The sequence below is a fragment of the Nostoc sp. DedQUE04 genome (genome assembly GCF_034530995.1).
Lineage (GTDB): Bacteria > Cyanobacteriota > Cyanobacteriia > Cyanobacteriales > Nostocaceae > Nostoc.
Genome location: NZ_JAVRCA010000010.1, coordinates 108,748 through 123,994, shown reverse-complemented (window position 1 = coordinate 123,994; position 15,247 = coordinate 108,748). Strand labels below are relative to the sequence as shown.

General features: G+C 45.1%; 10 protein-coding genes. All 10 read right to left on the bottom strand.

The annotated features are described in order from the left end of the window. Positions 1 to 19: 19 nt before the first annotated feature. Positions 20 to 1,156 (bottom strand): glycosyltransferase family 1 protein, encoded by a 1,137-nt coding sequence (locus tag RM049_RS09620; RefSeq protein ID WP_322704012.1) that lies wholly within the window; start codon positions 1,154 to 1,156, stop codon positions 20 to 22. 69 nt (positions 1,157 to 1,225) lie between these two features. Next, the gene (locus tag RM049_RS09615) at positions 1,226 to 2,428 is read right to left on the bottom strand and encodes a hypothetical protein (RefSeq protein WP_322704011.1); all 1,203 of its coding nucleotides are present in this window, start codon (positions 2,426 to 2,428) and stop codon (positions 1,226 to 1,228) included. A gap of 2 nt (positions 2,429 to 2,430) precedes the next feature. After that, positions 2,431 to 3,627, bottom strand: coding sequence for a hypothetical protein (locus RM049_RS09610; RefSeq protein ID WP_322704010.1), 1,197 nt, complete (start codon positions 3,625 to 3,627; stop codon positions 2,431 to 2,433). Positions 3,628 to 3,632: 5 nt separating this feature from the next. Further along, positions 3,633 to 4,901: a hypothetical protein gene (locus tag RM049_RS09605; RefSeq protein ID WP_322704009.1), complete on the bottom strand. Its 1,269-nt coding sequence runs from the start codon at positions 4,899 to 4,901 to the stop codon at positions 3,633 to 3,635. A 16-nt stretch (positions 4,902 to 4,917) separates the two neighbouring features. Further along, entirely contained in the window at positions 4,918 to 5,613 is a 696-nt protein-coding gene (locus RM049_RS09600; RefSeq protein ID WP_322704008.1) for a carbohydrate deacetylase, read from the bottom strand. Positions 5,614 to 5,669: 56 nt separating this feature from the next. Next, positions 5,670 to 7,481 carry an ABC transporter ATP-binding protein gene (locus tag RM049_RS09595; RefSeq protein WP_322704007.1) on the bottom strand — a complete coding sequence of 604 codons (1,812 nt, stop codon included), beginning with the start codon at positions 7,479 to 7,481 and terminating at the stop codon, positions 5,670 to 5,672. Continuing rightward, entirely contained in the window at positions 7,478 to 9,268 is a 1,791-nt protein-coding gene (locus RM049_RS09590; protein WP_322704006.1) for an ABC transporter ATP-binding protein, read from the bottom strand. Before RM049_RS09590 ends, RM049_RS09595 begins: the two co-directional genes overlap by 4 nt. Before the next feature lie 96 nt (positions 9,269 to 9,364). Further along, complete coding sequence (locus RM049_RS09585; protein WP_322704005.1) at positions 9,365 to 9,931, bottom strand: hypothetical protein; 567 nt, start codon at positions 9,929 to 9,931, stop codon at positions 9,365 to 9,367. A gap of 23 nt (positions 9,932 to 9,954) precedes the next feature. Continuing rightward, positions 9,955 to 12,039 carry a glycosyltransferase gene (locus RM049_RS09580; protein WP_322704004.1) on the bottom strand — a complete coding sequence of 695 codons (2,085 nt, stop codon included), beginning with the start codon at positions 12,037 to 12,039 and terminating at the stop codon, positions 9,955 to 9,957. A 530-nt stretch (positions 12,040 to 12,569) separates the two neighbouring features. Continuing rightward, positions 12,570 to 14,909 (bottom strand): NACHT domain-containing NTPase, encoded by a 2,340-nt coding sequence (locus RM049_RS09575; protein WP_322704003.1) that lies wholly within the window; start codon positions 14,907 to 14,909, stop codon positions 12,570 to 12,572. Positions 14,910 to 15,247 lie beyond the last annotated feature (338 nt).

The following is a 15,247-nucleotide window of genomic DNA, read 5'->3' as shown; positions in this document are numbered from 1 at the left end:
CTCCTATACTCAATGACAGTTAATTCATTGCCGCCTCTAGCAGAGACGAAAGAACTTTATCTGAGTCAAAATATTCCTCTGCTAACCTGCGTGCTGCATACTTGTGTCGCTCATAGTCAGCGTTGATGGCTTCTACACCTTTGACTGCCTCCTGTTGGTCGCAAAAAGTTAAAATCCCTTCTTCGATCGGCAACCAATCGCTTAAACCTGTGTCTTGAACTAGAATTGGCTTACCGGAAGCGAGATAACAAACGCTGCGATCGCTAAACCAGCCACCTTTGGTAGCAACATAACCCTGTTTTGCGACTCCAAACTCAGCGCGGGATGCTTGGACAAATTTCTGGTAAGATTCTGGTGTAAAGGAGGCAATCCATCCGGGAATCACTTCCCAGCCATACTGTGATAGTTGATCGGGAAAGCCACCGCTTAAAGCAATCCGAAATTGCTGTTTGGTGAGTTGCGGTATATCTATAAACTTTAAAAACTCTTTATCCTTATTGCCGTAGGTGACTCCTTCGTAGACCACCTCTCGATAACTGTGCCACTGCATAATCGAACTGAAGTGGGTGTTATCGTTTTGAGTCACTGGCCAGTAAGACAGTGCGACTGGAGGTAATGTCTTTTGCCAATGCCTACCGTTTGTGGGAATAAGACAGTCCTCAGCACCAATGCGTTGCCCAATCGTGAAGAGGCGATCGCAACGTTCAATTGTCTCTACTAATTCCGAATTACCGCTAGCAATCTTAATCTGCGTAAAACCTGGATCGGCGTCAATGTAGATGCGGCGCTGCGGCCATCCATACTCATCTCTCCAAACAGAAAGTGGAGAGCCACGAACAATCATTAAATCAGCTTGGGAACAAACATCGTTAAACTCGTCAACTGCCATCCCTATTGAGCGAGAGCCAGCGCGGTAAATCCATTGGTTTGCAAAGCCAAGCGGTTCCAGGCAGTTTGTCACATAATTGCTGGGATAGTCTAACTCGGTTGTGAATTCTTCAGTCTGCCAGTTATAAACCCACGACTCTAACCCGCATTCTTCTAAGTAGAAGATATCATGCCCAAGCGCACGCAGACCCAGGAGGTATTGCAGGTCAGACCAGGCGTTGCCTCCTATGGGAAACCGACCAATAGCACTAGCAAAAATAATAATCATCCTATTTTAAATTTGTTATATGTTTTCATTAGATTTATTAGCTGATGATTTTTCCTTCTCCAGAGGCAGTCAGACTCGAAATTGAGATAGATGGGCTGTGTTCTTGCTTAAAACTGTTTCCAGTAGTCGAGGTAGCACCACTTTGTAACTAAAGAATTGTTCGGCTAATTCCCTTGCTGCCTGACAGTGAGCTAGATAATTTGTATTGACGCGCTCGATGCAATCTACCGCTTCCTCCAAAGATGAAAACGCCAACACACCTTGCCCCGTCGGCAGCCAATCGCTAAATCCGGTATCTTGTAAGATGGCGGGACGACCAGCAGCGAGATAACAAACACTGCGATCGCTAAACCAACCGCTACGGGTTTTGACATAAGCTTGTTTGGCAACGCTAAATTCTCCACGGGAGCCAGTCAGATAAGTTATGTAGATTGACAGACTAGCGCTAATTTTTTTGCCATCTCGAACTAACCAACCTGCTGCCTTTAAAGATTTCGTAACCTCTGCTATTTCTGCGTCCTTGCCAGCAAGAGCGAGTTCGAGTTTCTGCGAACAGTGGCTAGGGAGTTCCAGCAAACGCATGAATTCTCGATCTTTCTGCCCATAATCCTCACCTTTGTAAGTCACACCTCCATAGGCATTCCAATTGGCAATTGTCGTGAATGGTAAATCTGCGCGTTCTTCGCCACTATCTTCGGGAATAAGTATTGGGCTTTTCCATATCTCTGGTACAACAGGCGGTACAGTAGGGAGCCATTCAATTCCATCACTCGGTATGCCGCAATCCGGTTGTCCAATATTAACGCCATAACTAAAGTAGGCGTGATACTCGTTGCGACCTTCGGCGGCGAACGTTCCAATCTGGGTAAAGAATGGGTCCATATCGATTAATACTCGATGTTTGCATAAAAGAAATTCAGATAACCAGCAAACTCCACCGATATTTAATAGCAGATCCGCCGTCTTGAGCATCTGCTTTATTTCTTGCCAATCTGCACCGTAGACATCTCCTGTATCCCGATTTACATAGCAGACTGTTGCATTCACGCCATAACTGTGTATTAGCGTTTGGACTGCGTGAAGTCCAAAGCCTGGGTCATCAGTGTAATTGTGGGCGATGGGGTTATAGCAAGACCCAGCCCAGCCGCTTTCCTCCAGGTATAAGATTTCATGTCCCAAATGATGTAACCCTAAAACATAATGAAAGTAGGCTAAGAGATTGCCAGCGACTGGATGTCGAATCATATATCCGCAAACAACAATGCGTGCCATACTTAGAACCCCCCTCGTTCCATGAGACTGCCAATCACTTTCTCTGCGGCAAAGTACTCTGAGGCAATTTCACGAGCTGCCCGACAATTGCCTTCGTAGTCGCTTTCGATCGCGTCCACTGCCGCGAGAATATCTTCCATAGTGTTGAATGCAAATAATCCCTTCCCTGTAGGCAAGAACTTGCTAAATCCTGTTTCTTGTGTTATGACAGGACGACCTGCCGCTAAATAGCAGACAGAGCGATCGCTGAACCAGCCAGTGCGAGGACGAACATACTGATCCTTTGTCACAGTGAACTCGCCTAGAGAGGCACAAATATAGTTACGATAGGCGATCGGATCGGATAATGCCCTAGCACAAACAATCCGCCAACCGTGATTAATCATTTCAGCTTCCTCTTGAGCATTAATACCTTCAAGAGCAAGCTCAAGCGGTAGCAAAGATTTTGCTGGAAGGTCTATGAAACGCCGGAATTCTCGGTCTTTGCGCCAGTAATACTTCTCCCCCTGCCAAAGGATATCATTGTCCCAATGCTCCCAGTTTGAGATAGTTGTCAGAGCTGAGTCCAAAATTGGTGGACTATCGGTAAACCACCAATCGAGGCAAACTGGCGGTCGCGTCGGATGCCACTGGTATCGATCGACGGGTACAAGACAGTCGGGCGCTCCAAGATTCTCGCCATAGGTGAATAAGTAATTGTAAGCATCAAGTTGCTCAATCTTTTGAGCGTCATTCTCAGCTACTTTAATCTGATCGACCATCGGATCGGTTTGTAAATATATAAGACAGGCTATATCGTCGTGCTCACTACGTAGGGGATGGTATCCACATAGATTGATGACTGCATCCGCTTCCTTGTATAATTTTGCCAATCCCATTAAGTCACGTGCTCCCAGGGTTGCATCTCGCACTCCTGGAGGACGGAAAATCCAACGATCGCCCAAACCGATACTATCCATGTATTGGGCAAGATAGCGCACATTTGCTGAATATTCTGATGTATGCCAGCAGAAGGTAATGGGATCTAATAGTTCGCTGTCAGTATCCTCGACGTACCAGACATCGAAACCTAATCGCCGCAAGCCTGCTAGATAGTGGAGCACTTGCCAAGTCATGCCTCCAAATGGGAAGGATGCTAGCATTCCCCAGACGACGACTATTCCCCGATTAGCAGGCGGATAGTCAAAAGAAAGGATCATTGGGTTCACTCCATCGATCGTTGAAATTTAAGAGCATAGTTGAGGATGCCATTCAAAGTTTGTTTAGCTTCAAAATATGTTTCAGCAATTTCCCTTGCTGCTCGACAGTGCTTTTCATAATTGGTATTTATTGTTGCTAAAGCATCAGCTGCTTCACTAAGCGTCGAGAACCGGAACATCCCCTCGCCATTAGGTAGGAAGGAACTCGATCCAGTATGTTGAACAACAACAGGTTTCCCGCTTGCTAAATAGCAGAGGGTGCGATCGCTAATCCAGGCATTTTGAAACTTCATGCATGAAGGTTTAGCGCAACTAAACTCTCCTCGCGACATTTGGATGTAAGATTGATACCTATCTGGACTGCTAGCCATTTTGTAGGCATGACCCACCCGCCAACCATAGCTCTCCAGCACTTCTCGATCCTCTGCGTCTCCTTTATAATCAGTAACATCAGACGGTACGGTATTGTTAGCTTGCCAGCTTTGCTCTTTTCTGCTTTGGTCATCTTCCACGTCTCCCTCACCCAGGCACAGCGCCAGCTCAAGCACTTGGTCGGTTAAGCGCGGTAGTTCCACAAATTGCATGAAGGAAACTCGCTTGTTGTTCTCGTAGCAGATATCCTGCCCGTCCGTAATCCATTCCCCTTTGCCACCATTGCCCCACCAACCGGAGACAGTCGTAAATGCTTCGCTGTTGGGATTGTAAACGTATGGCCACAATTCAAGACATACTGGTGGTCGAATTCGCATCCAAGTCAAACCACAATCCGAAAACTTAGCGCTAGGTGTGCCGACAGTTTCACCAGTACTAAAGTAATAATCGTGTGGGGGTACGACGAGCTGTCCAACTGTTATCCAAAATTGTAATAAACCTGGATCGATATCTATTAAAGCAGTCCGTCGAAAACATGAAAGCAAAGCTGGATGAATACCATAGTAAAAATTTAGTAAAAGGTCTGCTTGCCGAAAGATTGCCTGTGCCTTTGATGACCAAACTCCGACGTATTCATACTCGCTGCCACGATCCGATATCGCGTTCTGGTCTGAATAAAGGATGACCTTTCCACTCAGTCCATAGCGTTCCATACGTTGATAAAACGTAGAAAGCATAAGTTTATCCTGCTCTCGATCGCCGCTGCTGTGGAAGCGCTCTAGCCAATACACCTCACATCCCAACTGGCGCAGCCCCTGCACATATTGCATATAAACCCAGAAATGACCCCCTCCTTCTGGAAAGGTGACGACGTTTGATGGGGAGATGACAACGACAGACATAATACTTCCCTCCCAACTAAGCTGATAGGTTTGCTAGAAAATTGGCGAGTTCTCGAAAGCCTATAAGTTGGATCTGGAGTTCTGTGAGCTTGCTTCTGATGATTGGGCTGCAAAGCGTTTGTAATTCCGTTTCTCGCTCGATCGCATAGGTTGATGAAAACTCTGGATCGACGTAACCTGGATGGCAGCTCAATTCAGTAAACCCTTCCTGAACTTCGGTTTCTAGCATTTGGACTAAATTTTTCACGCTAATCTGCTCCAGGTGCGTCTCTCCATCCCATTGCCCATAAAAGCTGGGGAAATAACGAACCGGAGAGTGTTCTCTTAGTGGCAATCGATATTGCTGCGCCAAATTAAGGAAGTGGGGCAGTAATTGAGGAGAGCGATGGATGTTATGATGCGAGTCAAGATGAGTCGGTAGACGCCCTGTTAGCTCTTGAAAGCGTTCCAATTGGCGATTTAGTTCGGCACGGCATCGATCCGAAGTCGTGAGATCGAGTGCTAATTCTCCATCCTCGGTTGTGATATTGATATGCAAACCAACGCTCAGTTCGGGTAGTTTACGGCTTAAGATAGCTGCTTCCTCACTCGCTGGCATATTCACCATTAAGCTCGTGCTAGTTAGGACTCCCTTACAGTGGGCTTCAACAATGCCACTGTTAATTCCTTGACTAGCACCAAAATCATCTCCATTAACAATGCAATACTTCATGGATCAAACTCTTTAAACAGAAATCTTGCTAGTTTTCTAACCACCTGTTTGCGAATTCACGATCGCAGATCGCATGGTTGAGTTGAGCCGAAGTGTAATTTATACAGCTTCTTGTAATAGCCACTTACCGCTAGCAACTCCTCGTGAGTTCCCATCTCTACTACTTTCCCCCGATCCAAAACTACGATTCGGTCAGCTCGTTGAATTGTCGAGAGGCGATGGGCAATGATAAACGTAGTCCGTCCTGCCATCAGTCGCTCTAATGCCTCCAGCAGCAGAAACTCTGTTTGAGCATCTAGGGCGGAGGTGGGTTCATCCAGAATTAGCACTGGAGCATCCTTGAGCAGGGCGCGGGCGATCGCTAACCGTTGTTTCTCGCCTCCTGAAAGTGTTGCTCCGCGTTCACCAATTACCGTGTCATAACCTTGAGGTAATCGTTGAATAAAGCTGTCAGCATTGGCAACTTGAGCGGCTTTGACGATCGCTTCCCGGCTAGCATTAAAGCAGCCATAGGCAATGTTCTCAGCAATAGTTATCGGCAGTAAAAACGGCTCTTGTAGTACCAGGGCAATCTGCTCGCGCAAGTTTTTGACTGGCACGCTTTGGACATCCACCCCATCAAAGAGGACTCGTCCCTGCCAAGGATCAAAAAACCGGAGAATCAGGGAGACTAGGGTAGTTTTGCCAGCACCCGTTGCGCCTACGAGTGCGATCGTTTCTCCCGGTCGCGCTTCTAGGGTAATTTCTTGAAGGACGGGATAGTTCGGTTCGTAACCGAAGGTGACTTTCTCTAAACATACGTGTCTGCTTCCTCCGACTGGACGAACTGGCAATGGTCTAACATTAGGGGCATCCTGCACCCCATCTTGAGCATCCAAAACCTCTAACACTCTCCTAGCACTAGCAGCTGCCGCCGCAAAACTCGACGACATATAAGCTAGAGTTGCCATCGGCACGTACAAGGAGGCGAGATAAGAGAGGAAGACCAGTAAAGAACCAATTGAGAGCGATCCATCCAAAACCTGGAAGCCACCATAAGCCATGATTGCTGCTGTTCCAACTGCGGTTACGCCACCCACCCCAACTTTGAATTGCATTTGGGCAAGGATAGAGCGTACATAAGCTTGCAGGGCTTTTTGAGACAGGTAGCGAAAGCGCTGATCTTCGTATGCTTCACGTCCGAATGCTTGAATAATCGGTATTGCTGTCAAGGTTTGCTCGCTGAGTGCGACGATCTCACCTTCAAATTGTTGATACTGATAGGTTCGTTCAGTCATGGGCTGGTTAAAGACCCAAATTAGTAAGACTATTAAAGGAGCGATCGTCAGCGAGAGCAGTGAAAGCAGTTGATTAATCTGCCACATCACGCCGAACATTGCGACCAAATTCACCAGAGAAGTAAGCACGGGCAGAAAAACCCCCATTGCCAGATTCTGAATACAGATGCTGTCAGTCATTACCCGCCTGACCAGATCGCCAGCACGCTGTTGGTTGTGGAATCTCAAAGAAAGATGCTGTAAGCGATCGAATAGTGCTGCTCCCAAGTCATAAACCATCTGGCTGCCAACACCAGCTCCAACATATTCCTGTATCAGCCGAACTCCCTCACTGGATAAAAATAAAACGATTGTGGCAGCTGCTAACCAACCGAGCAACTGCATATCGGATTCACTACCAGGCAAGGTTTTGAGCCAAACAACGTTATTTGGTAGCGATTGATTGTTCAAGACGCAATCAACGATCAACTTCAAAGGCCAGGGTTTGAATACATTTAGCCCGACATTAATCAGCATTAGCAGCATGACAAAGGTGAGTTTGCGCCAACGAACCAGGGCGTAACGCGCCAGTCGCAGCCACCACAGTTTCATAGAACGGCCTCCTGCGGCGGTTTGGAAAACTGCAAGGAGTGCAAATGCTGGTAGAAACCACCGATAGCCAGCAACTCTTGATGCGTTCCCATTTCCACAACCTTTCCCTGCTCCAGAACTACAATCCGATCTGCTCGTTGAATCGTGGAAAGTCGATGGGCAATGATAAATGTAGTCCGGCCTTCGATCAGGCGATCTAAAGCTTCTAGGAGTAAATTCTCAGTCTGGGCATCCAGGGCAGAAGTAGGTTCATCGAGAATCAGTACTGGCGCATCCTTGAGCAGCGCGCGGGCGATCGCTAGTCGCTGTCTCTGTCCTCCAGAGAGGAGCGCTCCTCTTTCACCGATCGGGGTATCATACCCTTGGGGCAACTGTTGGATGAAGTCGTCTGCCTTGGCTGCTTTGGCTGCTGCGACAATCTTCTCTAGGCTTGCTTCTGGACATCCGTAGGCAATGTTCTGTGCCACCGAGAGCGGCAGTAAAAACGGCTCTTGCAGCACCAGGGCAATTCGCTCGCGCAAGCTTTTGAGTTGCACATCTCGGACATCCACCCCATCAAAGAGGACTCGTCCCTGCCAGGGGTCAAAAAAGCGGGGAATCAGAGAAACCAGCGTACTCTTACCCGCACCTGTCGCGCCTACAAGTGCGATCGTTTCTCCCGATCGCGCTTCTAGGGTAATTTCTTGGAGGACGGGATAGTTCGGTTCGTAACCGAAGCTGACTTTCTCTAAACATACGTGTCCGCGTCCTTCTGTTGGACGAGCTGGCAATGGTCTAGCACCAGGGGCATCCTGCACTCCATCTTCAGCATCCAAAACCTCTAACACTCTATCTATATTGGCATCTACAGACTTCAGGCTGCCGTAGATGCCAAATAGACCCTTAAATGCTCCTTGTATAGATTGTAGGTATGCTAAAAAGACAAGCAAGCTACCGATACTCATAGCCCCCAATAACACCTGCTGTCCGCCCACATACAGAACGATCGCAGTACCAATGGTTGTCACAGTACCATTCGCCACACCGTAAACACTCTTGAGCAGAGTTTCGCGTTGTGAGAGAACAACTGCGTCTGCCGCTAAATGCTCAAACTGCTGGGTATTGTAACTCTCTCTACCAAATGCCTGAATCATCGGGATTGCTGTTACCGTTTGGTGGACAAAACTGGTGAGGCGGGACTGGGCTTCCCGGTTAAGTTTTGTCCGGCGCTTGAGTCGGGAACCAAAAACAAGGGCTGAACAGCCCATTATTGGGGCTACGAAAAGCGAAAGCAGCGTTAGTAAAGGACTTAGATTCCAGGCGACGAGGCTAATAGTTGCTAGCGTCAACAGGTATTGCACAGGTGAAATCAGCAAAGCACCGCTTAAGGTATAAACGCAATAGGTATCTCCGGCTAGACGGCTGAGGGAATCACCCACAGTCCGTTGGCTATGGAACAGCAGTGAAAGGCGTTGCAAACGATAGAACAGTCTTTGGGCTAGTTCGTAGACCATACCTTGCCCAGCAGCGCTCCAGGCCCAGCTAAGGCTAGTTTCCAAGGTAGCGTTTAAAGCATAAAGTCCAAGGCTACAAACAGCGGCGACAACAACCAGCAACGCTGGTGTGAGCGCCAAGTTAAAAGTCTCCAGGAATGAGCGAACCGGCGGGGGGATGACTGCCTGGCCGAAAGCATAATCCACCAAGATTTTCATTGGCCAAGGTTGAAGTGTGGCGGTGGCACAAGTGCCAGCCGTGAGACCGAGGATTGCGATTAAGGTACGCCACTGGCGCAGCGGATATCGAAGCATCTGTCCGTATCGATGCATTATTGCTTTGATCTCTTGCCTCACTTGCAGATTTACCTCTCGTCTGGCCATTTGCTTACTGGAGTACCAAGACGTTTGTCATGGCTGTAATATTACACTTTCTGCGACAGACTGGTTGTTGGTGGTTTGTATTGGCAGCAAGTAAACTCTTTTGGCAACAATCTCCAGTACTTGGTAAAGAATACGTCCTAACTGGAAGTTCTGATATAAGATGACAGTGGCGTTCAGCGTACATAGTGCAATTGTGAGTTTTGCTACTTCTGGCATTCCCAGAACGATCGCCACAATTGCCAAGAGACAATAGCCAACCATCGCCATCATGGCTAACTGTGACATTCTCAAGGCACACCGCACCCGCAAAACTCTTTTGTTACCTCCATGATTTTCAGCACATACTTTCAGCTGAATTTTTGACCAAATACCCTGATAAATCTCTAAATCCCAGTCGCTCCAGCCTCGATCCATCGCAATGAAATACTTGCAAGGCACGAGTAAATCCATTACCTTTTGTAGCAGGTTCTCCTTCTCGATTCCTGCTTCTGTCCAATAGGACAACTCATAGGCGCGATCGCGCCAAGAAATATTTACTTTGTGCGCTGGCGAATCAAATTGAATTAAATCTGCTTGAGTTAGTGTTTGAGTCATTTTTTTAATGCTTCTATTTTTATTTACAGTTCATCAAACTTTATCGGCTCGGCTTTCTTAAGTTCCTCGATCCGCCATTTATAGCGTTCTATACTACGTACAAGCGGCCCCAGGTAAATCAGTAGTGCCACCAGCAACCGTGCCCTTCTTTTGAGAAAACGAGAGTCAATCCGCGCTTGTATAGCACCAGCTACACACCAGCTAAAAGAGATAAGGAACATTGCTGCACCCAACCAGGGGCGATCGCCAGATAAAAGCGCAGACACCAAGAGGATAAAAGCTGCGACATTCCACTCCAGTGTCAGTGGCAGGTAAGAAATCAGAGACGAGGAAGGCTCGTACAAGGTTTGAAACAGACCGCGACCAAACACCCCAGAGTAGATAATTGGTTGACCAATACGAAGAAATGCCGATAAATCTCCATAGATTCTCCCCAACCAAGAAGGCTGTCCCAGAAGGTTAAAGCGGTAGGGATGCTGAAAATAAACGAGCGCTTCTGCCTTGCCATAACCTTGCTGCTGTTTGAGATAGGCTGCTACTGTATTTCGGCGAAAATGCCATACGATTGCCGTTGGGCTAAAACCAATGGTGTAACCTCGATCTTGCAGTCGCCAGCAGATATCGACATCATCCCCAGCAGTACGAAATATCGGGTTGAAGCCGTTAATTTCTTGTAGAACCTCCCGACGAAAAGCCATGTTACAGCCAGCAATATGTTCGGCTACTTCATCACTCAAAAGTATGTGGGTAGGTACGCCAGGTGAGACAGCAACGCAGGCGGGAACAAGAGAGTCTTCCGGGGGAGATAAGTTTGGCCCGCCTACGGCAGCTACACCAGAGGAGAGATTGGCGACCAAATAGGTGAGCCAGTCTGGATCTGCCATACAATCAGAATCGGTATAGGCGACAATCTCGCCAGTTGCGGCGGTCATACCGACGTTGCGGGCGACGCTTAATCCTTTATTCTCTTGGCTAATTAGTCGTACATAGTCGTAACGCTGAGTAATTTCTAAAGTGCGATCGCTCGATCCATCATTAACTACAATGACTTCATAGTTGGGATAGTTGAGTTCTTTGAGAGAAGCTAGACAACTATCCATCGTGCGTTCAGCATTGTAAGCGCAGACAATCACTGAGACTTTAGGATACTCAGGTAGCGCTGGCGGTAGAGGCGCTGTGTAATACTGCTGAACTGTCTCAAAGGCAGGCTTTTTGAGCCGTTCGGCGTCAACTAGACCAAAAGCCCAGTCCTGTATGGCATATCCGCCGGTAAACCATTCATCCGTCCAAGAAAATATTATTGTCCCGGCTGCTCCCATCTCAAAACTAGAGGACAGCTTTTGAGAGAGAATTTCGGCTTGGGCTTGGGTTCCTTCACGCATTGAGTCAACGCCAAACTCACTCAGCACTAGAGGTTTATCCTCGGCTAGGTTATGGAGTCGTGAGAGGTAGCGGCGAAAATCTGTTTCTCGATGCAGGTAAACGTTAAAGCATGAGAAATCAGTAAAGTCAATATTTAAATACTCTGTAGAGGGGTAATTAGCATAGCTCACCAAACCTTTGGAATCGCAGTCTTTTGCTACCGCCATTAACTCTTTAATAAAAGCTCGAACTGGTTTTGCTCCATGCCATCGGACAATATCTGGAGGAATTTCATTGCCCACCAAATAGGCAAAGGTAGCGGGATGATTCCGGCAAACTTTAACTCCTTGAACAATGCAGTTACGGATTTCTGCTTTGACAGCAGAAGAGTTAAGGAAGGCAATATGCTGAGACCAAGGTATACCAATTAACAGCCTCAGACCAGAGATTGCAGCTAGATCCAACAGCCAATCAGGTGGAACAGTATAGGTACGCACACAGTTAGCCCCCATTTCTGCCATCATGGCGAAATCTTTTTCCACAACTGATTTTTCTGGAAAAGATTCACCGTGGCTACCAATGGAGAAAGGGCCGTAACTAACTCCTTTAAGAAAAAACTTTTTATCCTTAATAAAGAAAAACTTACCTTTTGCTGTGACTACCTCGCCTTGTGCAAGTGGTTCAGCACAGAAGCCAGAAGGTGTTGAAGTCAAGTTTCGCAAATTACCCCCGACAATTCCCTGCAAATTTATTTCCTTGTTACTGAAACGCTACGTCAATTGGCTCAAAAAAAGAAACACACATATACTTAGTTCAATGCATTGGCAGCATATTTTGCGTTAGTAAGTAAGTCGCTGTGAATATTTATCATCAGGTTCAGGCAGGAGGCAGGAGGCAGAAGGCAGAAGGAAAGAGGGTTTTAATCCACTTTACTTTTATTAACATAGTTTGATTTTTCCCACCTGTTCTACTTACCACCACAATCGCTATTAATTAACAACATTGCAATATTTAATACTGTGCCAGAAGTACGTTTGCGATCGCGTTTACGAAAATGTATGAATTAACGTATACTTTTAGTCCAGTTTTGTATCCAGTTGGTCGATCAAACTAGCAACGTTAGTTACTGAGTCAGTTCAAAAATGTGTAGTTGAATACATAGATTCAGCGTTCAATTTCAGCCAATGAACGAAATTTTGCTAAAAATTTTATACTACACTTACCAACTCGGAAAAGAGTAGTTTAAAACTTGTTACTACTATCCTTCATAAAGCTGCTAGCTGCCGTATCTCATCAATATTTTAGGGGTGGGTAACAATAACGTTGCTAAAAGACTCTCTGGTACGGTGGGAGTTACTTTACAAGCACTATTAAGGCAATCTACCAATAACTGACTGGCAGTGTAGTACTGCTTGAGTATTTCTTTGTGCTCCTCGCTGAACTGCCATTGATGACCAATGTTGCGACACTGAACTATCGTCAACCTCAAATTATTAGCCCAAGTTTGACCGTTAGCATTCCACCATTCTTTTAACTTTTCTCTGCCTTGAACTGGGGTTGGTAATTGTTCTTTGAGTTTTTGCAAAGAATGCTGTAACTCAGGGTGACAGACAAGAATTCGGTCATCAGAAAGAGCAAAGTTTAAAGCCAAAACTCGATCTAAAGTCGGCTCGTTAGAGAGGGCAACGCTTAAGTGAAGGGCACACTGAAGAGTTATATCTAGAGCTAAATCAGGGGTAAGATTGCTAGTAAGTCTGAGATCGATGCCAAGAGAAAAAGCCAAATCATTAGTCAAGCTCAGATCGTCGAGAAGTTCTAGGGTTAGATAAAAGGCACGAATAGCTACTCTTTTATGACTAGACTGAACTGAAAGAGACTTATGGTTAAGCCAGTTGAAGAAATTTTCTAATTGCCGATCAAATGCGACAAGCCGATCGATATGTTGCTTCATTAATTGCAACAGACAAGTGGGATTATCCAACATCCCAACGGTTAGTAAAAAAATTTTGCGCCAACGTGGTTCAGTTAAATGACTAACCAGATCGATTAATTTTTTTTCTAATATTTGGGGGTTAGCCCTAGTAACAATATTTTTAGCTGTTAAATACTCCTGAAAAGCTATATGCGAAAACGAGTAAATTCCCTGCGCCTGCTCTATTAGTAATCCATGTGTTTCAAGCAATTTCAGCACTGCTTCACTGTTGAGTTGCAGCATACCAGGCTCAGTTTGGGCTATGGGTAAGTTACAGAGGTAGTCCGTAATGTATTGCTCGACAATACTTTGTGTGAAAAAGTAATGACCTTGTTTAAACGTACTAGCAGCAATTTGACTCAGCAGTTCAATCTTCTGAGCTAAAGACAAATGAAGATAAATTTCATCTCGTTTAATGTTCCTCACTTTATCCCAGCGATTGAGCAAAATGTCCAATCCTTGTCTGTAAAATTCGACCCTTCTAATTGGAAAGTCCGAGCCAGCTTGAAACACACAACAAGCCAAATTAAGCAAAAGTGGTCTGACAGCTAGTTCTCGAATTTGTTGATTCTCTAATAACTGTAATTTTTGCACGAACTGACAAGCTAAGGCTTTTCCTTTTTCGATGGAATTTTTGCTAACGTTGACAAACCAATTTTGCACAAAAGCCTCAATTTGAGAACAATCAAAATCAGCAATTTCAACATCGCTAAATTCTTCAAACTGATACTGTTGATAACCGATACGACATGTTAGAATCAACTTATTTTGGTAATAGGTTGCAGCAAAACTACGAATTTTAGTGATGATTTTGGCGTTATCATCTTCTGGAATTTCATCTAAGCCATCCAGTAGAATTAATATTTTGCCACTAACTAGTAATGTTTGAATTTCTTGGTCTGAAGCACCGCAGTTGGCAAGCTCTTGACTAATATAGTTCAATAAACTATAATTTTCGGTTTCTCTAGCATCCTCGGCAAAGTTTTTCAAGCGAATAAAAATTGGTATCCGGTCTGATAGTAATTTGCCTTGATTGCATTGCATGGCAATATACTGTAAAAACGTAGTTTTACCAGACCCTGGTTTACCTAGTACCATGAGTTTGGGATAGGTGATAACTGCTTGAATTGCAGAAACTCGTTCTTGATAAAGTTGATTAAAAGCAAAACAGTCGAACTCTTCGGGAATGAAGCTTTGTAGGTCGAGGATATCTACCCATCTTCGACTTGTAATATTATTCAGAATATTGGTGCTGACATAAATTTCTTCTAGTTGAATTGGTCGATCGATATCTAACAATCTGGTAGTGCCACATTGGCATTTAATCTTATCACTTAGACGCGATCGCAACATTTGCACTAAGCTTTCGGTATCTTGGCAGTTTTCCCATTCTTGGTTGTTTTCTGTCAGTAGCTTCTGATTGGGTAGTTCAGCAATATCTTGCCAATCTAAACCGAGTCGAAAGCATATTTCCATAAAGTTCTGACGCTCAATCGGCTTGCCTGTAAAAAATTTCCAGATTGGTTGCCGAGTCTCAAGTCCTATCTCGCTAGCTAAATATTCTTGCGTCCATTCTCTAATTTTAAAAGCCTTTTTTGCTTTCTCAATACCTACAATAGATGCTTTCAACGAACGTCGTGCCATAAACCAGTTTTTTAATCTCCAGTTATTAACTTAAGGAAATATTTAATTAATTAATTATTGATTCATAATTATGTCACTTTCATGTTTAAGTTTTATCAATTTTTTTTGATATATTTAAATAAAAAATTGTAACCAACGTAATCGATGTAGTTGCACTGATATTTATTAATACGATCGGTTTAATTACTGGCTTTTAAAACTAACTAATTTATTTCGGGGCTTTCTTCCCTCTTATGGCTTATATTTTACCTTTCTTTTGAAAAAAATGTTTTTTATGATTCGTGATTTTAAATACGAATTAAAACAATTTAATTGAAAGTAGGAAAAGTAGGAAAGGT

What these genes read in the sequence shown, in the direction of transcription:
- RM049_RS09620 (WP_322704012.1), bottom strand. Translation starts at nt 1,156, where the DNA reads ATGATTATTATTTTTGCTAGTGCTATTGGTCGGTTTCCCATAGGAGGC.
- RM049_RS09615 (WP_322704011.1), bottom strand. Translation starts at nt 2,428, where the DNA reads ATGGCACGCATTGTTGTTTGCGGATATATGATTCGACATCCAGTCGCT.
- RM049_RS09610 (WP_322704010.1), bottom strand. Translation starts at nt 3,627, where the DNA reads ATGATCCTTTCTTTTGACTATCCGCCTGCTAATCGGGGAATAGTCGTC.
- RM049_RS09605 (WP_322704009.1), bottom strand. Translation starts at nt 4,901, where the DNA reads ATGTCTGTCGTTGTCATCTCCCCATCAAACGTCGTCACCTTTCCAGAA.
- RM049_RS09600 (WP_322704008.1), bottom strand. Translation starts at nt 5,613, where the DNA reads ATGAAGTATTGCATTGTTAATGGAGATGATTTTGGTGCTAGTCAAGGA.
- RM049_RS09595 (WP_322704007.1), bottom strand. Translation starts at nt 7,481, where the DNA reads ATGAAACTGTGGTGGCTGCGACTGGCGCGTTACGCCCTGGTTCGTTGG.
- RM049_RS09590 (WP_322704006.1), bottom strand. Translation starts at nt 9,268, where the DNA reads ATGCTTCGATATCCGCTGCGCCAGTGGCGTACCTTAATCGCAATCCTC.
- RM049_RS09585 (WP_322704005.1), bottom strand. Translation starts at nt 9,931, where the DNA reads ATGACTCAAACACTAACTCAAGCAGATTTAATTCAATTTGATTCGCCA.
- RM049_RS09575 (WP_322704003.1), bottom strand. Translation starts at nt 14,909, where the DNA reads ATGGCACGACGTTCGTTGAAAGCATCTATTGTAGGTATTGAGAAAGCA.